Annotated in this window: 17 protein-coding genes; 10 read left to right on the forward strand and 7 right to left on the reverse strand. The window is 58.8% G+C overall.

All coding sequences use genetic code 11. The features are described 5' to 3' along the window. Positions 1 to 308: 308 nt before the first annotated feature. A complete protein-coding gene (locus ACSZOQ_RS13385) occupies positions 309 to 1055 on the reverse strand; it encodes a GDSL-type esterase/lipase family protein (protein ID WP_439922986.1) in 747 nt (248 codons plus the stop codon). Position 1056: 1 nt separating this feature from the next. Here ACSZOQ_RS13385 and ACSZOQ_RS13390 point away from each other — a divergent pair, with 1 nt between their 5' ends. From ACSZOQ_RS13390 to ACSZOQ_RS13420, 7 genes are all read left to right on the forward strand, one after another. Continuing rightward, entirely contained in the window at positions 1057 to 2100 is a 1044-nt protein-coding gene (locus ACSZOQ_RS13390; protein WP_439922987.1) for a hypothetical protein, read from the forward strand. A gap of 284 nt (positions 2101 to 2384) precedes the next feature. Beyond that, complete coding sequence (locus ACSZOQ_RS13395) at positions 2385 to 2597, forward strand: hypothetical protein (protein WP_439922988.1); 213 nt, start codon at positions 2385 to 2387, stop codon at positions 2595 to 2597. Positions 2598 to 2987: 390 nt separating this feature from the next. Further along, the gene (locus tag ACSZOQ_RS13400; protein WP_439922989.1) at positions 2988 to 3515 is read left to right on the forward strand and encodes a PilZ domain-containing protein; all 528 of its coding nucleotides are present in this window, start codon (positions 2988 to 2990) and stop codon (positions 3513 to 3515) included. 23 nt (positions 3516 to 3538) lie between these two features. Beyond that, a complete protein-coding gene (locus ACSZOQ_RS13405; RefSeq protein ID WP_439922990.1) occupies positions 3539 to 3961 on the forward strand; it encodes a hypothetical protein in 423 nt (140 codons plus the stop codon). 266 nt (positions 3962 to 4227) lie between these two features. Continuing rightward, positions 4228 to 4680, forward strand: coding sequence for a (2Fe-2S)-binding protein (locus tag ACSZOQ_RS13410; RefSeq protein WP_439926056.1), 453 nt, complete (start codon positions 4228 to 4230; stop codon positions 4678 to 4680). Continuing rightward, positions 4677 to 5693, forward strand: a complete 1017-nt coding sequence (locus ACSZOQ_RS13415; protein ID WP_439922991.1) for an FAD binding domain-containing protein — start codon at positions 4677 to 4679, stop codon at positions 5691 to 5693. The genes ACSZOQ_RS13410 and ACSZOQ_RS13415 overlap by 4 nt, the downstream gene beginning before the upstream one ends. A 159-nt stretch (positions 5694 to 5852) precedes the next feature. Then, entirely contained in the window at positions 5853 to 7943 is a 2091-nt protein-coding gene (locus ACSZOQ_RS13420; protein ID WP_439922992.1) for a xanthine dehydrogenase family protein molybdopterin-binding subunit, read from the forward strand. A 112-nt stretch (positions 7944 to 8055) separates the two neighbouring features. Here ACSZOQ_RS13420 and ACSZOQ_RS13425 read toward each other — a convergent pair whose 3' ends face one another. Continuing rightward, entirely contained in the window at positions 8056 to 9420 is a 1365-nt protein-coding gene (locus tag ACSZOQ_RS13425) for an ATP-binding protein (protein ID WP_439922993.1), read from the reverse strand. Beyond that, complete coding sequence (locus tag ACSZOQ_RS13430; RefSeq protein WP_439922994.1) at positions 9421 to 10095, reverse strand: response regulator transcription factor; 675 nt, start codon at positions 10093 to 10095, stop codon at positions 9421 to 9423. Positions 10096 to 10392: 297 nt separating this feature from the next. Between ACSZOQ_RS13430 and ACSZOQ_RS13435 the strand changes: the two genes are divergently transcribed. The 3 genes from ACSZOQ_RS13435 to ACSZOQ_RS13445 all read left to right on the forward strand — a co-directional run bounded on the left by ACSZOQ_RS13435 (position 10393) and on the right by ACSZOQ_RS13445 (position 16424). Next, positions 10393 to 11649: an efflux RND transporter periplasmic adaptor subunit gene (locus tag ACSZOQ_RS13435; RefSeq protein WP_439922995.1), complete on the forward strand. Its 1257-nt coding sequence runs from the start codon at positions 10393 to 10395 to the stop codon at positions 11647 to 11649. A 19-nt stretch (positions 11650 to 11668) separates the two neighbouring features. After that, positions 11669 to 14821: an efflux RND transporter permease subunit gene (locus ACSZOQ_RS13440; protein WP_439922996.1), complete on the forward strand. Its 3153-nt coding sequence runs from the start codon at positions 11669 to 11671 to the stop codon at positions 14819 to 14821. A gap of 127 nt (positions 14822 to 14948) precedes the next feature. Beyond that, positions 14949 to 16424, forward strand: coding sequence for an efflux transporter outer membrane subunit (locus tag ACSZOQ_RS13445; protein WP_439926058.1), 1476 nt, complete (start codon positions 14949 to 14951; stop codon positions 16422 to 16424). Between the two features lie 126 nt (positions 16425 to 16550). On the opposite strand, the gene ACSZOQ_RS13450 is transcribed toward ACSZOQ_RS13445, so the two are convergent. Genes ACSZOQ_RS13450 through ACSZOQ_RS13465 form a run of 4 tightly spaced genes read right to left on the reverse strand, consistent with a single transcriptional unit; the run spans position 16551 to position 20967 of the window. Then, the gene (locus ACSZOQ_RS13450; RefSeq protein WP_439922997.1) at positions 16551 to 17240 is read right to left on the reverse strand and encodes a response regulator; all 690 of its coding nucleotides are present in this window, start codon (positions 17238 to 17240) and stop codon (positions 16551 to 16553) included. Further along, positions 17237 to 19918 carry a DUF4118 domain-containing protein gene (locus tag ACSZOQ_RS13455; RefSeq protein ID WP_439922998.1) on the reverse strand — a complete coding sequence of 894 codons (2682 nt, stop codon included), beginning with the start codon at positions 19916 to 19918 and terminating at the stop codon, positions 17237 to 17239. Before ACSZOQ_RS13455 ends, ACSZOQ_RS13450 begins: the two co-directional genes overlap by 4 nt. 18 nt (positions 19919 to 19936) lie before the next feature. Then, entirely contained in the window at positions 19937 to 20353 is a 417-nt protein-coding gene (locus ACSZOQ_RS13460) for a hypothetical protein (RefSeq protein ID WP_439922999.1), read from the reverse strand. A gap of 8 nt (positions 20354 to 20361) precedes the next feature. Further along, positions 20362 to 20967 (reverse strand): K(+)-transporting ATPase subunit C, encoded by a 606-nt coding sequence (locus ACSZOQ_RS13465; RefSeq protein ID WP_439923000.1) that lies wholly within the window; start codon positions 20965 to 20967, stop codon positions 20362 to 20364. Positions 20968 to 20969 lie beyond the last annotated feature (2 nt).

Consider the following 20969-nt stretch of genomic DNA (forward strand, 5'->3'; position numbering starts at 1 on the left):
AGAGCTTCACTGGCCGGAATATATCCGTCGGCGGGCGCTGATCTTAACAACTGAAATTCTCGTGATGATGTTGGCGCGTCAATACCGCTGCCAAAGGTTCCGTCAAATGACGGTGATCAAACCGGAATCGCGGAACCCCTTCCTCTCTCCCACATTAATTACCCGGACGGGCCTTTGGCCGGGTGCCGTCCACCTTAGTTCCCGACTTGGCCCGCTGTTCCCTTTGGCGGGCCTTTCTTTGCGACAAAATTCCGAACAAAATAGACCTGATCAATGGCCGGCGCGAGCAGCGTGCAGCGGCTTCTAAATTATCGCGACAAAAGTTTCTCTTTTACCAGGTGTGTCAACTTCTCATATCCACTCTTCGTAAGGTGGAGCAGATCTTCGCGATAATTTGCGCAAGGCACGCCACTTTGGCAGGCGATTGTTGCCGCATCTACGGCACGGTAATTAGGGACTTCCTTCTGCCTCGAAAGAAGTGATGCGTTCACTTCCGAAATTATTTCAGCGGCTCCCTGCATATTCTGGCCGCGTGGAAGGATGAGAATTTGAACAAGTCGAGACTTGGGCCACAAGCGGCTGATTTGTTCAAAAAGATGCCCAAAAGCCATCTCAATGCCGCAGGGTTTATCCAAATATACGTTGTTCGTGCCGACCAGCAGTATCACGACTTTAGGCTGGATTTGTTTCAGCTGGTGCGCCGATGAGGTTAACAACCACAGTGTATTTTGAATGCGATCTCGACCGACTCCCAAATTGACCACAGGCGTTCCATTGGCCAGGGAAGCAGACAAATCTACCGGCCACGCCTGGATAAGGGAATCACCGATGAGCACCACGTCAGCCTTCTGCGGAAGGTTCGCAATATTGTTCAGATGTCGGCGAAGCGCATTGGCGGAGTCAGGAATGACAGGCGTCGATGCGATCTGTTTATCGACTTGGTCGCAAGTCAGTGAGGCCGCGCCGGATGGCAGCGTCGTCGCTTCAAGGATTGACAATGCGACGCAGGAAATTCGAACGTGACGCATTAGGAAGGGCTCTTTGGAAAGGTCCATAATGTCGACCAAAGTCGCGCTCTTGGGGCAATCCAACAGCATCCTCAAGGATGGCTTCTTCAATAAGTTCCTGGAGAAGCATCAGCCCATTGAAGTGACGGCAATGGGACGAATTGGCGCCAGTCCTTCGCTGCTAGGCCCATATTTCGCAAAAGAGTCATTCTTTGGGGGATCCGAGTTTTGCATCATTGACATGTGCGTGATCGATTTCTCGCTTTTGTCTGGAGGCGCAATCGGTTTGTATGACATCTCAAAGTGGATTGAGTGGGTTTGTCACAGCGCAAAAAGAGCCGGTTGCGAGCCAATTTTCGTATGCATTCCGGTACATCCTGCCAACCATTCGGAGTTGCTCATATCCAATTGCATTTCATTGATTGAACGAAACGAGTGGTTTTATCTGGATGTTCGCGGGTGTATTGCGCGTCTTGTCGAGCGCACCGGTCGCACACCAGGCGAGCTCTATAGGGACCCTAGCCGCCCTGGGCCAGAACTCTCGGAAGCGATTGCCGATAGCCTCGCGCAGATTATCGACGAGATACGACATACGCCAATGAAGGCTGTGAGCAGAACATTTCCGGTAAGTCGATTTGACGTCCTTAATCTGCAAGGACTGCTTTCTGCCGCTCAGGCGAACTATTTGAGTTCTCTACTTGACTTTAAGGGAGTCCGTCTGGAGCGAGGGAAGGCTTATCAGTTAACCGTGGGAGGTATCACAGGTGTGAGCGGCCTCATGCTCAATTCTGCCGCGTGCAAAGGCGTTCTTGAGATCAATGGCGACCGAAAATTTTACAAGAATCTTCGCCTTCGGCCGTATCACCCGACCCGTTTCGAAGCCAGGCTTGTACCGATCTGCAAGCCTCTGCGCGACAACGGAGGACTCCTGAAATTTTCACTCGTCGACAGCTCTATCAAGGAGAGCGACATCACATTTCATAGCGCCAAGACGGATGAAGATAATTCAGGTTTCGTGGAAATAGCCGATATCGTCGTGGAGCGAGGTTACGATCTTCTCACCTATTCCTCAAGGCGGCCCGCCACATCCTAATCATCATGACTCAAGTGACCGAGTAGTTGGCCTTAAGCGAGGCGAGCCGCTTTTGCAAACGGCGCGGTTAGCCTTGAGTGTTTGATAATTTCTTCTGGCGCGCCGCCGATCGTAACCTGAGCATCGCCTCGAGCTTCATCGCCATGCGTGAGGGCGTTGACGGGCTCGATGCTGGTGCAGGGCCACGTCCGCCGCCTCTACCTCCCTCTCGACTCCCCGCCCAAGAAAAGGGCATGATCCGTTCGATTGATCGCCCTCCCCGCCATCTCATCCGAAAGCCTCCAATGGACGTAATGAATAGCCCCGACAAACTGAGCGTTGTCACCGTGATGGCTTCGCGTCCGTTGATCCGACCTGATGGTCGCTACGCCATTGAGTTGACGACGATCGAACTTGGCGCCATCGCATTCGAGGTCGATGAGCGGGCGCTTTTCGCATTGCGCCAAGCCATCGGTGAAATCGAGACCGAGATGAAGCGCAGGCCCGGACGGGCTTAGTTGAACCCTCCGAAGCCATCCGACGCCTCTGGCTTCGCGGATTCAGAGGTTTGCAGCCGGATTGACCATCCAGCATCGGCCGCTCCTTTTTGTTTACCCGGCATGAACCTTTTCGACCTGCCGCAGACATATGGGTGACCGGCGCTACATTCTTTCTCCAATCAATTCGATTCCCAAAACCGGCAGGGCCGCCCTATTTGGCGGCCCGTTCTTATTCGGGGACATGGGAAAGAACGCCGGTAGCAAACTGGTAGCAATGAAACCACTTTGCCTGGCCGACGAAATCCAGTTGAAACATTGAGTAGGCTACCGTCCCCAAAAACATAAGGGGAAGCGTCATGATGGAAGCCACAATCGCCGCGCTGCTATTCGTCAGCGCCGCTGTATTCTTTGCTCACGCATACGACGCCCTCCAAAAGGATTGATGGTGGGCACGTCGGAGCCGTAGCCCATAGCGCCGCCGACGGCGCAACGTCGTCGAGCTTTCTGGGCCTAAGAAATCCAAGCGGCTTCCCATCCGCTAGCCGCCGCGAGCTTCTTGAGCATTCGCGCGATTCCATTTCCTTGCGCCACCAATGGGCCCTCGTTGCCCGCCGCTCGTCCAATTCCAGCCTTTTTTCTGATCGCTTAATCGTCTGTGAATTCCGTTGCCTGTCGGACCTTCTGTTGCGGGAGATATTCTTGCTGGAGCGACGAAAAGCGGTTCGAAACCGGACTTTCAAGGGTGCCTCAATCGAGTTCCGTGGCGGCGCAATCGACTGCACGGTCCGGAACCTTTCCGAAAAAGGCGCGACGCTCGACGTCGCCACCCCGGTAGGAATTCCAGATCAATTCACCCTTCAAATCAAGGGCGGCCAGACCCGTAAGTGCCACCTGGTCTGGCGCAAGGAAACGCGGATTGGAGTCGAGTTCGACTAGTCTTCCGTCCTGAAAGGTTGAATATGACTAAGATTGTCTACAACGACTGCCTTGGTGGATTTGGCCTCAGCTATCGTGGCGTCATGCGATACGCCGAAATCAAGGGCGTGAAGCTATTCGCCTTCACAGACAAACGGGATGAGAACGGAATCATCCAGCTTCGTGATGCAAAGACTCGCGTTACGTCGCCAGAAGAGGCCTTCTCAATCTATTACTACACATCCGAAGACCCATCGGATGATAACTATTTCAATGCGAACGGCATTGATCGTACCGATCCGGCGTTGGTGCGGGTCGTAGAAGAGCTTGGCAGCGTCGCAAATGGGATGTGCGCAGACCTGCACATCGCTGAATTGCCATCCAGGGCACTTTATCGCATCGATGAGTACGATGGTCGGGAGTCTGTGAAGACGAACTATGACTATGAGTGGAATATTGCACCGTGACCCTCAGCCGAGCCTAGGGAGGATCAGGCGCCGCAATTCGCTTCCAATCGACCTTCTTCGATCTCACCGGCTTGCCAACCTTGTCTTCGGGCCACGCCGGCGCAGGGTCGCGTGCCCCGAGATCGGCTTCGCAGTCTCGGCACAGAGACTGCGAGCGATCAGGGAACCCATTCGACGACGCCGAGTTGATCGTGATCGAAACGCGGAGAAACAGGCATGGCACAGATCCTGCGGCCGCGACGACCCCCTCTGCGAGCAGGGTATCCATTACCCTGAAGGTCAACGGCACCACGACCGCCCTCGAGATCGAACCCTGGACGACCCTGCTTGATCTGCTGCGCGAGCGTCTTCACCTCACAGGCACTAAAAAGGGCTGCGATCACGGCCAGTGCGGCGCCTGCACGGTGCTGCTGAACGGGCGGCCCGTCAATTCCTGTCTAACGCTCGCGGTCACGCGGAACGGCGCCGAGATAACCACGATCGAGGGCATTACCCGCGACGGCGCGCTTCACCCGGTGCAGCAGGCCTTCATCGACCACGATGCCTTCCAATGCGGCTATTGCACGTCAGGCCAGATTTGTTCGGCGGTCGGTCTCATTAACGACGGCAGAGCCAGAACGCCAGACGAGATTCGTGAAACCATGAGCGGCAATATCTGCCGCTGCGGCGCCTATCCCAATATCGTCGCGGCCATCCAGGAGGCGATGAAAGCGACATGAACCGCTTCCAGTATCACAGCGCTGGCGATATTGCCGATGCGCTCGAGCAGATCGTCGGTGGGGGCTCGGCGAAGTTCATCGCCGGTGGCACCAATCTGGTCGACCTGATGAAGTATGACGTTGAACGCCCGGAACGCCTGGTCGATATTTCACGGTTGCCGCTCAAAGACATTGAAGAAACGGCGAACGGAGGCCTTCGCATCGGCGCATTGGTCCCGAACTCGGACCTCGCCTGGCACCCCGTCGTCAAAGATCGCTATCCTCTGCTGTCGAGCGCGATCCTCGCCGGCGCTTCGACCCAGTTGCGCAACATGGCTTCGACCGGCGGCAACCTATTGCAACGGACACGCTGCCTTTATTTCTACGACGTTGCCACGCCATGCAACAAGCGTGAGCCCGGCACAGGGTGTTCGGCGATGGGCGGCATCAATCGCATCAATGCCATTCTCGGGACCAGTGATGCCTGCATCGCTACGCATCCATCCGACATGTGCGTGGCGCTGGCGGCGCTGGACGCGATGGTCCATGTTATGGGTCCGAATGGCGAGCGCATAATCGCCATAACCAATTTCCATCGCCTGCCCGAAGATACGCCTGAGCGCGATACCAACCTTGGCCCGGATGAAATCGTCACGGCGGTCGAACTCCCGCCCCGTGGATTCCGCACGAACTACACCTATTTGAAGATCCGCGATCGGCTATCCTACGCATTCGCGCTGGTGTCCGTCGCCGCGGCGCTCGAGATCGACGGCGACAGGATCCGCGAAGCCCGGCTCGCTCTCGGCGGTGTTGCCCACAAGCCATGGCGCGATCCGGCCGCTGAAGCGGCACTTTCCGGGCAGTCGCTTGATCGGCATGCTTTCGCCGAAGCCGCCGACATCATTCTGCGCAAAGCCAAGGGTTTTGGTCACAACGACTTCAAGATCGACCTCGCGCGTCGCACCGTTGTCCGAGCGTTGATGCAGGCGGCGCACGGCACGCCCCAATCGCAGTCGGACAAGAGGGTCGCTTGAACAGCCATGGCGCGCAGACGCAAACCGAGCGTTTCTCGCGAAGGCGGCATCATCAGTCGTCGCAGCGTGCTGCAGGGCATAGCTGTGATCAGCGCCTTCGGAGGAAGTGAGCCGGGATCGTGTGCAACCGCAGCAGAGATCAGTCAGTCGAGCAAACCCATGACAAATTATATCGGGACGGCCGCATCCCGCATCGATGGCCGCGACAAGGTCACCGGCGCCGCGCGATACGCTGCAGAGTTCGACGCACCCAATCTTGCTTATGCCAGCGTGGTGACGTCGTCCGTCGCCAGGGGCCGCATCTCGCGCCTCGATATCGGCAAGGCGACCGAGGTGGCCGGTGTCATCGCTGTGGTCACGCACCAAAATCGCCCGCGCATGGCGGATAACGACAAGGCTTACGAGGACGATGTCGCGCCTGATGGTTCGCCGTTCCGCCCGCTCTATGACGATCGCATCAAGTTCAACGGCCAGCCGATCGCGCTGGTGCTTGCGGAAGACATCGAGACCGCTACCTATGCGGCCTCCCTCGTGAGCGTTGCTTATGAGGAAGAGGCGCACGTCACCGACTTCAAGCGGCAGCGCGACAATGCCGTTACTCTCAAGGCTCCCGCCAAGCCGCGCGGCGACGCCGCCGCTGCGTTCGCTGGTTCCGAATTCCGGCACGAGGCCGACTACTCCACTCCGATCGAACACCACAACCCGATGGAGCTGTTCGCATCCACCGCTATCTGGCAGGACGGGCGGCTGACGGTCCATGACAAGACGCAAGGGGTCCAGAACGTCCAGCATTACCTGTGCAGCGTATTTGAATGCGAGGTTGACGTTATTCGCGTCGTCTCTCCCTTTGTCGGCGGCGCGTTCGGCTCCGGTCTGAGGCCTCAGTATCAGGCTGCACTGGCCGTACTTGGAGCGCGCGCGATCAAGCGCTCCGTACGCGTGGTGTTGACACGTCAGCAAATGTACGCCGTCGGCTATCGGCCGGCGATGATCCAGCGCATCCAGCTTGGCGCTACGACAGCCGGCACCCTGAACGCGATCGGCCACGATGCCATGACCTCAACCTCACAATACGAGGACTTCCATCGCAATGAGACCACATGGTCCGCCCTGCTCTACAGGAGCAACACAGCGCGTTACCGCCATGGGCTCGTTCGGCTTGACCTTCCAACAAGTTGCGATATGCGCGCGCCCAGTGCGGCAACGGGCGTGTATGCGCTCGAGGCGGCGATGGATGAACTGGCGGTCTCTCTCAGGATCGACCCGCTTGAACTGCGGCTGCGATGCTACTCCGATCGCGATCAGATCAGCGACGTGCCTTTCAGCAGCAAGAATCTGCGCGCGTGCTATCGCCAGGGCGCGGATGCCTTTGGCTGGAGCCAACGCGATCCGACGCCTCGCGCGATGCGCGACGGCAGCGAGTTGATCGGCTGGGGCATGGCGACCGGCGTCTGGGAAGCTTTGCAGGTGCCGATCACCGTCCGCATCGTCCTCACTGCAAACGGTCATGCCGAGGTCTCCTGCGCGACCTCCGATATCGGCACCGGCACATACACCATCATGGCGCAGGTCGCAGCCGATATGCTCGGCCTGCCGATTGACGACATCTCCATCAAGCTGGGTGATTCGACGCTCCCACAATCCCCGGTCGAAGGCGGCTCATGGATTGCGGCCTCGGTGTCCAACGGCATCGTCACCACCAGCGACGCGATCCGCAGCGAACTCTTGAAGCTGGCGCAACAAATGCCCGACTCGCCGCTCGCAGGCCTCAATACCAGCGGCGTCGTGCTCGCCAACGGCCAGATCGCGGCCAAGGCGAACGGCGGCAATGCTGTTTCGATGGCCGAGGTGATGCGCTCTGGTGTGATCCGCGTCACTCGCATCGTTAGCGCGGTGGCGGCTGGACGAATCCTCAACCCCAAGACCGCACGCAGCCAGATAATGGGCGGCGTGGTCTGGGGCATCGGCATGGCGCTGCACGAAGAGACGCTGATCGATGACCGCTTCGGCCGGATCATGAACGCCAACATCGCGGAGTATCACGTGCCGGTGAATGCCGACGTTCATGACATCGAGGTGATCTTCGTCGACGAACAGGACGACATCGTCAATCCGATGGGGATCAAAGGATTGGGAGAAATCGGCATCGTCGGCGTTGCGGCCGCAATCGCCAACGCCGTCTATCACGCGACAGGCGTGCGGGTACGAGATCTTCCGATCACAATCGACAAGCTGAATCGTAGTACCTGAAGCAGGATCGCCAATAACGACCGAGATCCCGATCGACATCGGCTTCGCTTCGCGCACCAAGTCAGGTATTGCCCAGCGGATAATCCGGGATGGCTGGTTGGCGCGGCAAATCTCACCCGATGGCGCGAGAAAAACGCATGATGAATTTGGCGCCGTGACCGGGACCATCCTCGACAGCGATGCTCCCAAAATGGGCTTCCACGATCTTCTTGACGATGGGCAATCCCAAACCTGCACCTCCACCCGCACGCGACGATCGGCGCCAGAACCGCTGGAAAATCAATTCACGATCCGTGAGCGGCACACCGTCGCCATTGTCGATGACACTGATGGATCCGCCCGGGTCAACGATGATTTCAATGGCGGTACCCTCGGGCGTGTGATGAAGAGCATTTTCGACGAGGTTTCGTGTCGCGCGCCGGATCATCTCCGCGTTTCCCTTGATGAGTACAGGCTCATCGACGCACGTCAATTCGATGCTTTTGCCTCGCTTCAATGCCAGTGGCGCGATGAACTCCGCAACCTCAACACAAACCTCGTGAAGATCTGCGATACTCTCGGGATCGATAACGGCTGTCTCAAGCTCCGTCGCATCGAGCAACTGACTTACGACCCTGCTCATATTCTCGACGTCGCGCCCCAAGGCACGGCTCGCATCGCTATGCGGGAGAGTCTCGATTCGCGTGCGGAGAATGGCAAGTGGCGTTCGTAGTTCATGCGCGGCATCGGCGGCAAACTCACGCTGGCTGCGGAAACCGAGTTCCAGTCGATCGAGGGCCTGATTGACGGCTTCCACGAGAGGCAAAATCTCGAGAGGCATGTCGTCGGTCGGCAAGCGGACATCAAGACGCGTCGGGCTGATATGCTTCGCGCGGTCTGAGGCCTTGAACAGCGGCTTGATCGCCAAACGGAAAATGATGATGTCTGCACCGAGCAGGAGCAGCAGAACGGGAACAATGATCCAGACGACCTGCTGCAGGAAGTTGGCGAGAACATCGTCGACGATCACGTCGCGATGTGACAATTTCTCCGTGACTTGTATCCAGACGGGATGGCCGTCAATTTCCTTGCGGGCGCTAGCTCCGGCAATCGTCGTTGCTCCGCCCGGGGTTCGCTCTTTGTGTGGCACGATCCCGGTCGCGTTCGGATCGATGGCAAAGAGCGGTTGCTTATTCGCGCGCGATGAGAAAATTACTGTACCCTTGTCGTCAATGATCGCATACGCGTATCGACCGTAAGTATCAGAATACTGATCGCGGACGCCATCAGGAAGGCGCAGAGACCATCCACCCGTCGACGACGGCGCCAGGTGGCTGACAAAATTCTCGATCTGAGCCGCCATCGTGCTCAGCTGAAGTTTTGCGACGTCCGACGCCAGCGACCAGTGCAGCACGAACCGCAGGAGAACCGCCGCAACAATCACCACGACGACATGAAGAGCGACGATGCGCGACAGCATGGATTTTCGAAGCGGCACCTAGTCGCTCTCCATCATCACATAACCAACTCCCCGAATGGTGGTGATCCTGACCTTTGCGCCGATATCGAGAAGCTGCTTGCGCAGGCGATGCACATAGACCTCGACGGCATTGGAAGCGACATCTCCGGTGAGGCCGAAGATCTGGTCTTCGAGAAGTTTTTTGGAGACGACGCTACCCTTCCGGCGCAACAGCAATTCGAGTACCGCAATTTCTCGAGCAGAGAGATTTTGCGGCTTCATGTCGACAAACGCCTGTCGGCCTTCAGTGTCGAACGTCACGTTCGAAAGCCGTAATGAACTGCCAAGCAACTGTCCCGGGCGCCTGAGGAGCGCCTCGAGCCGCGCCACCAGTTCGTCAAAGGCGAAAGGCTTGACAAGATAGTCGTCTGCTCCGCTCCGGAGGCCGTTAACGCGATCCTCCACCCCGCCGCGTGCAGTGAGGACGAGCACTGGAATGGGGTCTTTGCGATGCCGCAGTTCGCGAAGGATCGAAAGCCCGTCGCCATCAGGCAAACCCAGATCCAGAATTAACGCGGCATAACGGGTCGTTCCAAGCGCGCTAAATGCGTCCGACACGCTGGCCAGAAGATCGATCTCATAGCCAGCCGCCTGCAACCCCTTCGCCAGAAGGTCAGCCAGTTCTTCGCTATCCTCCACAATCAGGATTCTCATGGGATGGCCTCTTTGATCCGCCTGTTGCCCTGGTTGGGATCAGACGGGCAGATGCTGGCGTCATTCCGATCTCGCGGAAGTCCGATTGTAAGCTGTGTGTAAGGTAGCTGTCATAATCGTCGCTGTAAGGCTGTCGTAAGAGGCAACTCCTATACCAGATATGCCGTGCATCGGGATCAGTGCTCATCAGCAAAATCGCCAGAGCCGGCAAGATCTTGAGCCAAAATCATCGATTCCTGACGAAGCGGGCTGCCCTGGGACGTCCGGCAGAGCACGAGGAAGTGGAGATACCAAGTCATGCTTCGTCTTGTGTCACTCTGGCGAGCGTGGACAATCCCGCGGACCGTCATCGGCCTGATGACCGCATTGGCCATGATTGCCGCGGCCGCGATCGTTCTGAAGGTCGATCGTGGCAGCGCCACCCGCAATTCCACTTTGGACAGTGAAATCAGGCGGCCGGACGGAAAGCTCCGCCTCACAGCATCGCAATGGGGCACCGTGACGGTGCAGCCTGTCGAGCAACACGCATTTCGCTCTGAATTTCGCACGGAAGGCAAGATCGCAATCGATCAGAACCGGTCTACCCGGATCTTTCCGCCCTACGCGGGCCGGGTGACAAAATTGATGGCTGCTCCCGGTGATGACGTTCAGAAAGGGCAGCTTCTTTTTGTGATCGCGGCGGCGGACTCCGTCGACGCCCAGAAGGATTTCGTTGTTGCTTTGACGACCCGGAACAAAACGATTTCCCAGGTCAACCTCGCGCAGACAGTCGAGCGAAGGATGTCGACCCTGGCCAAGGACAAGGCAGCGTCGCAGAGAGAATGGCAGGAGGCCCAGGCCAATCTCACCGCTGCGGAGAACGATTCTCGTTCTGCGGAAATCGCCCTTCAGGCGGCGCGCAACCGGTTGCGGCTGGTCGGAAAAACCGATGCGGAAATTGAAGCCTTCGAGAAAATGGGCGCGCTCACGCCCGATGCTCCGGTTTACGCGCCGCTGGCTGGGACCGTTCTGCAACGCAAGATCGGCCCGGGACAGTACGTCAGTGCCGGCGCAGGCGATAGCGATCCGGTGTTCTTGATCGGAGATACGTCGAAGGTCTGGATCGTGGCCTATGTGCGCGAGACCGATGTCGCCAAGGTGCGAATCGGCGAGCGGCTGACATTCAAGGTGCTGACCCAGCCAGACCGTTTGTTCGAGACGCGGATTGACTACGTTGCGCCGGGAATTGATCCGGATAGCCGTCGCCTTCTGGTCCGGGCCAGCGTCGACAATGCGGACGGGCTGCTCAAACCCGAGATGTTTGCGAGTGTCACGATCGTCACCAGCGAAGGGGCACCGACGCCGGCCGCGCCTCTGGAGGCGGTGATCTATGAAGGCAGCAACGCACGGGTTTGGGTTGTCGGTGACGACCAATCGGTCGAATTGCGTCAGATCACGCCTGGACAATCAGACGGTCGGATGATCCAGGTGCTCGACGGACTTCGTCCGGGTGAGAAGATCGTCACGCGCGGCAGCCTGTTCATTGACCGAATAACGGCTTCCAAACAAACCTGACGAATACAGGTAATTCGCAATGATCCATCCGGTCGTCGCGTTTGCATTGAGGCAGCGCGTTCTGATGCTGGTCATGTTCATCATGACGCTGGCCGGCGGGATCGCTGCGTTCAAGGTTCTGAATATCGAGGCCTATCCCGATCCAGTTCCGCCCATGGTGGATGTCATCACCCAAAGCGCGGGACTCTCGGCCGAAGAGATCGAGCGCTACATCACGATCCCGATTGAAACACAGCTCTCCGGCGTGCCGAACCTCCAGGTGATGAGAACGATTTCTCTTTACGGCCTGTCGGACGTCAAGCTGCAGTTTACTTATGTCTATTCCTACGACGAGGCGCTCCAGCAGGTTCTCAACCGCCTGGCGCAACTCTCCGGCTTGCCGGATGGCGTCCAGCCCACCATCAGCCCGGTCAGCCCGATCGGTGAAATCTATCGCTACAGGCTGGTCGGTCCGCCAGGCTACAGCGTGCTGGATCTGAAGACCCTGCAGGATTGGGTTCTGCAGCGCCGTTTCCGCGCCGTTCCCGGCATTGTGGATGTCGTTGGATGGGGAGGGAAAACCAAGACCTTCGAATTGCAGGTAGACCTCGACAAGCTCATCGCACACGGCCTGACGCTGCCGCAATTGCTGCAGACGTTGCGTAGCAGCAACCTGAACGTCGGCGGTAACATCGTTAATCTCGGCACGCAGTCGGCTGTCGTTCGCGGTGTTGGCCTTATTCGGTCGGTCGACGACATCAACAACACGATGCTGACGCAAGTCGGCGGCAACCCGGTGCTCGTTCGTGACGTCGCGACAGTCATCATCGGACATCAGCCGCGCCTCGGCATCGCGGGGCAGGACAACGACGACGATATCGTCGAGGGCATCGTTCTGATGCGCCGTGGCCAGCAAAGCACCCCCACGATCGAGCGGGTGAAAGCGGAGGTCGAGCGCATCAACACCTCCGGAGTCCTGCCACCGGGCGTTCGAATCGAGCGCATCTACGACCGTCAGGATCTGATCGATACGACAACCCATACCGTTCTGCATAACATGCTGGTCGGCATTCTATTGATTTTTGCATTGCAGTGGCTGTTTCTCGGCAATCTTCGCAGTGCCTTGATAGTCGGAGCGACGATTCCGTTCGCGCTCTTTTTCGCCATCGGCATCATGGTTCTGCGCGGAGAGTCCGCCAACCTGTTGTCCGTCGGAGCAATCGATTTTGGCCTGATCGTCGATGCGACAGTCATCATGGTGGAGCGGATATTCCGGCAGCTTGGGCATGACGCGCCCTCTCCTTCACAGGCGGATGCCGACTCATCCGGGTTCAGCGGCAAGCTGCTCGCCATTTATACCGCGGCTACCAGCGTCAATCGCTCGATCCTGTTCGCGACCGGAATCATCATTGCCGGGTTTATTCCGCTGTTCACTATGAGCGGCGTGGAGGGGCATATCTTCGGTCCCATGGCGAAGACTTATGCATATGCCATTGCGGGAGGATTGATTGCGACGTTCACCGTGACTCCCGCGCTCAGTGCACTTCTGCTGCCTGAGCATGTCCAGGAAACTGAAACGTGGCTGGTGCGGACGCTCCATCGCTTTTACAGTCCAGTTCTGCGGCTCGCTGTCGCGAACCGGAGGCTCACGATCGTGCTGGCGCTGGCAATATTTATTCTAGCGGGCGTCGCGATGCGCTTCCTGGGATTGGAATTTCTACCCAAGCTCGAGGAAGGCAATCTTTGGGTGCGGGCCACCATGCCGGCTACGATTTCGCTTCAGGAAGGGAATGGCTACGCTAACCGCATGCGCAGGGTGATCCGCAGTTTCCCCGAAGTGGAAACGGTTGTCACCCAGCATGGTCGCCCGGATGACGGAACAGATGCCGCGGGCTTCTTCAATGTCGAGTTCTTCACACCGCTGAAGCCGATCAGCCAGTGGCGTCCCGGATTAAACAAGGAAAAACTGACGGACGAAATCCAGGCGCGGCTCAATGCGGAATTTCCAGGAACTGAATTCAATTTCTCGCAATACCTGCAGGACAATGTTGCTGAGCAGGTGTCAGGCGTGAAAGGCGAAAACTCGATCAAGGTATTCGGCAACGACTTGCAGGAACTGACGGATACGGCCGACAAGATCAAGGCGGTACTGGCCACTGTGCCGGGGGTGACGGATCTCGGCGTATTCACATCGCTCGGTCAGCCAACCATCCAGATCGATATCGACCGAGAGCGCGCCGCGCGCTACGGATTGTCGCCCGGCGATATCAATTCGACCATCCGCACCGCTGTCGGCGGTGAATCTGCAGGGAACGTCTACGAGCCGGGAAGTGATCGGCACTTCCCAATCGTCGTCCGGCTGGCCCCGCAATATCGTCAAAGCGCGGAAGCCATCAGCAAGCTGACGATCGGCGCATCGGGGCCAAAAGGAGTTACGCAGATCCCGTTGAGCGAGGTTGCGCGCATCCGGCTCGTCACAGGCCCATCATATATCTACCGTGAGCAGCAACAACGCTACTTGCCAATCAAGTTCAGCGTTCGTGATCGCGATCTGGGCAGCACCATCAAGGAAGCTCAACAACGGATCGCACAGGAAGTGCAATTGCCAGCCGGAACTCAGCTCCAGTGGGTCGGAGAATTCCGCAATCTGCAGGACGCGATTGGGCGGCTGCAAGTTGTCGTACCGCTGAGCCTCGCCATTATCGGGCTGTTGCTCTGGATCAATTTCACGTCCATGCGCGACATGCTGCTGGCAATGAGCGTCATCCCGATGGCCGTGATCGGCGGCATCTTTGCGCTGCTTGTGACTCACATTCCATTCAGCGTCTCGGCGGCTATCGGCTTCATCGCGCTGTTCGGCATTTCGGTGATGAACGGCATCTTGATCCTGTCGCAGTACAACCAACTCATCGGGTCGGGCCTGCAGCGAATCGACGCGATCATTCAGGCGGGTGAGACTCAAATGCGGCCGGTCCTGATGACGTGCGTCATCGCGGGAATCGGCTTGTTGCCGGCCGCGATGTCCACCGGAATCGGATCGCAGGTGCAGAAGCCGCTGGCGGTCGTAGTGGTCGGCGGAATGATGGTTGCTCCACTTGTCATCCTCGTCGTGTTGCCAACGCTGATCTCGCTATTTTCTCGTCGAAAAATGGTGGCTGAGGCTGCCGAATCGGCACTTGAACCGGCAGAATAGAAAATTGGCTCCGGTGAACGATTGTAGAAAAGGACAGGTGGTGCGGAGAAGCTGGCAGAAAGCATTAGCGTCCGGTTCTTGGGAAAGCGGATGCGCTCACCAGCGGTTCCATGTGCGCCTCTTGATCGTGTCCGGATTACTTTTCGTCTCGCAGGCGCTGACAGGTTGCGCGGTCGGGCCTGATTTCAAGCCTCAAGCGCCGCCGGAGACTACCAGCTACCTTTCCGACCCGGCCGGGGATCGTGTCCCGGGGCATCCGATTGTGCACAACGCGGAGATCCCACCCCAGTGGTGGGAGTTGTTTCGTTCTCCCGCGCTGAACCGCATCGTGGAAGACGGGATCGCGCACAATGCCGATCTTGCCGCTGCGGAGGCCGCTGTCAGGGTAGCGCAGGCTAACGCGCTGGCTCAGCGCGGCGCCCTCTTTCCCAGCGTGGCCGGTAATTTCGAATCTTCGCGCCAGCAGGTGCCGGTCGAGCTATCGTCTCCTCTCTCGTCGGGCGCAAACATCTTCAATCTGCACACTGGCCAGGTAACTGTTTCCTACATCGCCGATGTGTGGGGCGGGACACGTCGCATGGTCGAGTCCACTGACGCGCAAGCTGAAATGCGTGCGTTCCAGCGTGAAGCTGTCTATCTGACGCTGGCGAGCAACATCGCGCTCGCTGCGATCGAGGAAGGCCGGCTGCGCGGACAGATCGCGGCGACCCGTCGGGTCATTGGTCTGCAGTCCGAGGTCTTGAGGCTATTGAAGCGGCAACAAGAGCAAGGGCAGATCGCCCTGACCGATGTTGCTGCACAGGAAACCGCGGTTTCGCAGACCAGGCTTCTGCTGCCGCCACTCGAGAAGCAGCTGGGGCAGCAGCGTCATTTGTTATCGTTTTTGACCGGGCGCCTGTCGAGCGACGCGCCGGGGGAGACTTTCAATCTCGGCTCGTTGCGGATGCCGCGCCGTCTGCCTCTTAGTCTTCCAGCTGATCTCGTAAGACAGCGCCCCGATATTCGTGCCGCCGAAGCCAATCTCCATTCCACCAATGCAATGATCGGAGTCGCGATCGCCAATCGTTTGCCGCAGATTTCCCTGACCGGGAATGTGGGCGCCGCAGCCGCCAGATTTGCGGATCTGGCTACCCCGGGAGCGGGGCTCTGGACGATAGCCGGCAGTGCGGCGCAGACTATTTTTGATGCGGGGACATTGGCAAACAAGCAGGTTGCTGCGGAAGAGGAAGCCAATCAGTCTCTCGCCCAGTATCGCAGCACAGTTCTCGCAGCGTTTCAGAATGTCGCGGACGTATTGCAGGCTCTTCAGGCCGGGACGCGCGCGATCAGCGCGGCAACCGATGCGGAGCGATCCGCATCCGAGAGCATTGCGTTGGTGCGCAAACAGGTGGACCAAGGGCAGATCAGCGTGCCTCTTCTTCTGGCCGCACAGCAAGCGTATCTGCAGACATCTCTTGCTCGCCTCGATGCGCAGGCATCGCAATTGGCCAATACGGTCGCGCTATTTCAGGCTCTTGGAGGCGGGTGGTGGAACAGAGATGTTCCCGGGAACCTCGATCAATCTCGGCCCGGTCCACGACACACCACGGACTCAGCGGGATGATGTGCGTGTGATCTTATATCGGTGAGCCAAACTGGTTTGCCGGAACTTCCGGACAGGTTGCGCAAACTAGTCGGCCGGCTCAGTCTGGCTGAGAAAAAGGCGGCTCAAGGGATATTCCACCGCGCGTCAGCTTTCACTTATGCGATATCCAATACCGGGCTCGGTCAGAATTATCCGCGGGTCATCGGCCTTGTCTTCGATCTTCTGTCGCAATTGGCCGACATAGACGCGCAAATACTGCGTATCCGAGGTGTGTGCGACACCCCACACCGCCGCGAGAATTTGCCTGTGGGTCAAGACGCGACCGGCATTTCGCGCAAGAAACGACAACAACTCGAATTCCTTTGGCGTGAGCTTCAATTCAATTCCACCGCGCGTGATGCGGTGCCGCACGGCATCTATTTCAAGATCGCCGACACGAAGCAATGGTGTCTCCGCGTTGCGCTGCATGCGATGACGGAGTGCAGCACGCATCCGCGCCATGAGTTCTCCGACATTAAACGGTTTGTTGACATAGTCGTCCGCGCCGAGGTCCAGCGACTCGATCTTCTCCGCCTCTCGGTCGCGCGCAGACAGCACGATCACCGGCACATCTGACCACGCGCGCACCTGCCGGAGCACATCCTTGCCGTCGCCGTCCGCAAGCCCGAGATCAAGCAACACCACGTCGGGCGCGTCGGACGCGATGCGCTTGACAGCGTCGGCGGCCGTTGCGGTGCTTGACATGTCGTAACCGTTGGCCTCGAGGGCGGGCTTGAGGAAGCGCAGGATCGCCGCTTCATCATCGACAACCAGAACTCGCAGCCTTGCGCTCATGTTGCGGCATTCTCTCGCGAAAACAGAATTGTAAACCGGGTACCGGGCCGCCCATGCACAGGGCTTTCGACCGTGATCGATCCGCGATGGGCGTCCATAATGCCCTTGGCAATGGCAAGACCAAGACCGACCCCGTCGCCGCCGTCGCGCAATTCCCGCGCGCCGCGTCCCTTGACGAAACGGTCGAACACATGGACGAGCATATCTGGCGAAATGCCGGGGCCGTTGTCGGTCACGCGCACGGCAACGCCTAACGAATTGGCCTGAGCATCGATCATGACACGCGCATCCTGGGGGGTATGCACGAGCGCATTGGTCACGATATTTCCGATCGCTTGCTCCGCCAGCGCTGCGTCGGCGCGCACCAGTGGAAGATCGAATGGCACGTTGACATCGATGTGTTGCGACGCGCCGCGACGGCGCGCGGCGCTGACGACGCGCTCAACGATCTCACGAAGGTCGATCCAATCGCTGCGCAGTTCCAGCGCCCCAGCGTCGATCCGCGTGATCGCCAGTAGATTGCGAACCATTTCGTCAAGGCCCTCGCTCTCCTGCTTGATCTGCGTCAGAAGATCGGTCTTGGCCGCAGCGTCGATCTTGTCGCCGTAACTCAGGAGACTCGTCGCCGCGCCGAGAATGGAGGACAGCGGTGTGCGGAAATCGTGAGAGATCGACGCCAGCAAGGTGTTGCGCACACGCTCGGTTTCTGTCGCAGTCCTGACCCTGACCATCTCGCTCGCCAGCGCGGCCCGCTCGAGCGCCGCGGCGGCTTGCTCGGAAAGTGTGTCGAGCAAGGCGCGCGATTCTGAATCGAACGGCGGTGCCGCCTGATCTTTCGCGACACCGATGACACCGAGCGTCTTATCACCGATCCTCAGCGGGACAAAATACCACGGGATGATCGGTAACGTCCCGGTGTCAGCACCGGCAGGCTCCGCATGATTGAAAGCCCAGCGCGCCGCCGTCATGGCGGCAGGATCGAGCTCATCCTCCGGCGGCCACGCTGCGACCAGCGAGAGATCGTCATCCTGTCCCAGCAGTACAACGACAGGCCGCGTCAGGCTCGCATGAAGTTCTCCGGCTGCCGCTTCCGCAATGTCGTCTCGCGTCGCCATTCCCGAGAGGCGACGCGTGAATTCGTAAAGGCGACGCATGGCGCGCACCCGACTTGCAGAGACCCGCGCCTGATTGCGGACACGGCCGGCCATCGCAGACGTGACAATCGCCACGACCAAAAAGATGACGAGCGCCAGAAATTCATAGGGTTCGGCGATCGTTAAATTGTAGAGCGGCGGGATAAAGAAGAAATTGTAGACGAAGAACGACAGAACCGAGGCGTAGATAGCGGGCCAGACGCCAAAGTTGATGGCGCTGACCAACACGGAAACCATGAACACCATCGACAGGTTCGGAATTGGCGTCAACTCTGTCAGAACCTTCCCGGCGCCGAGTGCCGCCGCGACCGCGAAGGTGACGTATACGAACTGAAGCGGCCGTAACGAGATTTTCTCCCGCGGCCAGCGCCTCGGCAGCGCCGGTTCATCGGTTCCGCTGACGATCAGATGGATTGCAATATCCTGCGTTCGCCGCACCAGCTCATGCGGCAGCGACCGGCGAAACACTTCATTCAAAAGTCCACCACGAGAACGGCCAACCACGATCTGAGTGACATTTTCGAATTTCGCATAGCGGAGAAGCTCCGCAGGTAAATCCACGCTCGACAGGGTTTGCGTCTCGGCGCCGAGACTTTCCGCCAGCTTCATCGCGTCATCGACGCAGCGGCGGGCGGCAGGATCGAGGCTTTCACCGGGCCGCTCAACCGTCACCGCGATCCACGGCGCATCCATCAAATCGGCGAGCCGCTTGGCAGCGCGAACCACAGCCGGCGACACTGGATCGGGACCGATACAAGCCAGGATGCGCTCGCCTGCGGCCCACGGTCCCTCGATCGCTTGCGCCTGCATCCGCTCGACCAGAGATGCATCGACCTGCTCCGCCGCGCGCCGCATGGCGAGTTCGCGCAGCGCGGTCAGATTTTGGGGCTTGAAGAAATTCTCGATCGCGCGCGCGGCGGTGTCATGAACGTAGACCTTGCCTTCGGCAAGCCGTTTCAGCAGTTCGTCCGGTGGAAGATCGACAAGAACAACCTCATCGGCCAGATCGAATACCTTGTCCGGAACGGTCTCGCGCACTCGAACTTTGCTGATCTTCTGGACAACGTCATTGAGACTTTCGAGGTGCTGGATGTTGAGAGTCGTCCAGATGTCCATGCCGGCGCGCAGCAATTCGTCGATATCCTGCCAGCGCTTGGGATGACGGCTACCCGGCACATTGGTGTGCGCGTATTCATCGACCAGCAACAGGCTTGGCCGGCGCGCGCGAGCCGCGTCGAGATCGAATTCGTGCATCACCTGATTGCGGTAGATGATCGGCTTGCGCTGCAGTACCTCAAAGCCATCAAGAAGCTGCCCGGTCTCGCTGCGGCCGTGGGTTTCCACCAAACCTGCCACTACATCGCGGCCACCGGCGATTTCGCTGCGCGCCGCTGTCAACATCGCATAGGTCTTGCCGACGCCAGGCGCGGCGCCAAGAAAAATCTTCAGCCGCCCGCGCCCTTCCCTATTCGCGAGACTTAGCAGCGCATCAGGTGACGCTCTCAATCCGTCCGACTCGACCATCTTCGACCCGCACCAACGTTATCGGCGTCTTTGCAATCCCTTCCACAACTTAGGGCGGCTGCCTGTTCTGCCAGATTTCGGAAACATCTTCTCCCGCGATTCGAGGCGGCAGGTCAGGAGGAACGCCTGCTGAAGTCGACGCTGCCCGATCCTGCGTGCATGCGCCATGAGAATCTGGCGGCGACTCGGCATGTCCGGCGCCGCAATGGCGGTGCATAGTCGCTCGCTGTGACTCCGGAAGAATCGGAACACCTCCCGCTCTCTCTCCTTGCCTAACGTATCCATCTTCGCGGCCAGGTCCAAGACCGCCCGCCGGTCCCGCGCTTCTCGAGATACCGCATAACGCAACACCAGAAACAGCCAAGCCTGCACCATGTCGTCGTGAGCATCACCGGCAGAGACCGCGTGCAGAGACTTCGCCACCGGAAGCGACATGCGTCACGCTAGCGCCTGCCACTCTGATCGAGAGCGAGATTCAGCCGAAGCACATTGATACGCGGCTCTCCGAGCCATCCCATCAGACGCCCCTCGGTCTGGGCTGCGACCAGCGCGCGAATGCGCTCCTCCGGCAGACCGCGCGCCTTGGCCACCCGTGGCACCTGAAACAAGGCTGTATCGGGCGAGATGTCGGGATCAAGGCCGCTGCCCGATGCCGTGACCAAATCGACCGGCACCGGCTGCGACGGATTCTCCTCTTTCAGTTTTTCAACGTCGGCTCTGACGCGCTCTGCCAGCGCCTTGCTGGTCGGCCCCAGATTCGAACCGCCTGAATTTGCGGCGTTGTAAGGAGCCGGCACAGTTTTGGAGGCATCATTCGGATCGGGTGCCGTCGTTGCGGACGGCCGGCCATGGAAATAGCGGTTCTCGGTGAAATTCTGCCCGATCAACGCAGAGCCTACGACGTGCCCGTTACGCACAATCAAGCTGCCGTTCGCTTGGCCGGGAAACATCACGCCGGCAATGCCGGTGATGGCGAGAGGATAGATCAATCCGGTGATCAGTGTCAGACCGATCAGCACGGTCAACGCAGGGCGGATTTGCTTGAGCATGA

It is taken from the genome of Nitrobacter sp. JJSN (genome assembly GCF_051912485.1).
GTDB lineage: Bacteria > Pseudomonadota > Alphaproteobacteria > Rhizobiales > Xanthobacteraceae > Nitrobacter.

Coding starts and splice junctions, on each gene's coding strand:
- ACSZOQ_RS13385 (WP_439922986.1), bottom strand. CDS start 1,055: ATGGACCTTTCCAAAGAGCCCTTCCTAATGCGTCACGTTCGAATTTCC.
- ACSZOQ_RS13390 (WP_439922987.1), top strand. CDS start 1,057: ATGTCGACCAAAGTCGCGCTCTTGGGGCAATCCAACAGCATCCTCAAG.
- ACSZOQ_RS13395 (WP_439922988.1), top strand. CDS start 2,385: ATGGACGTAATGAATAGCCCCGACAAACTGAGCGTTGTCACCGTGATG.
- ACSZOQ_RS13405 (WP_439922990.1), top strand. CDS start 3,539: ATGACTAAGATTGTCTACAACGACTGCCTTGGTGGATTTGGCCTCAGC.
- ACSZOQ_RS13415 (WP_439922991.1), top strand. CDS start 4,677: ATGAACCGCTTCCAGTATCACAGCGCTGGCGATATTGCCGATGCGCTC.
- ACSZOQ_RS13420 (WP_439922992.1), top strand. CDS start 5,853: ATGACAAATTATATCGGGACGGCCGCATCCCGCATCGATGGCCGCGAC.
- ACSZOQ_RS13430 (WP_439922994.1), bottom strand. CDS start 10,095: ATGAGAATCCTGATTGTGGAGGATAGCGAAGAACTGGCTGACCTTCTG.
- ACSZOQ_RS13435 (WP_439922995.1), top strand. CDS start 10,393: ATGCTTCGTCTTGTGTCACTCTGGCGAGCGTGGACAATCCCGCGGACC.
- ACSZOQ_RS13440 (WP_439922996.1), top strand. CDS start 11,669: ATGATCCATCCGGTCGTCGCGTTTGCATTGAGGCAGCGCGTTCTGATG.
- ACSZOQ_RS13450 (WP_439922997.1), bottom strand. CDS start 17,240: ATGAGCGCAAGGCTGCGAGTTCTGGTTGTCGATGATGAAGCGGCGATC.
- ACSZOQ_RS13455 (WP_439922998.1), bottom strand. CDS start 19,918: ATGGTCGAGTCGGACGGATTGAGAGCGTCACCTGATGCGCTGCTAAGT.
- ACSZOQ_RS13460 (WP_439922999.1), bottom strand. CDS start 20,353: ATGTCGCTTCCGGTGGCGAAGTCTCTGCACGCGGTCTCTGCCGGTGAT.
- ACSZOQ_RS13465 (WP_439923000.1), bottom strand. CDS start 20,967: ATGCTCAAGCAAATCCGCCCTGCGTTGACCGTGCTGATCGGTCTGACA.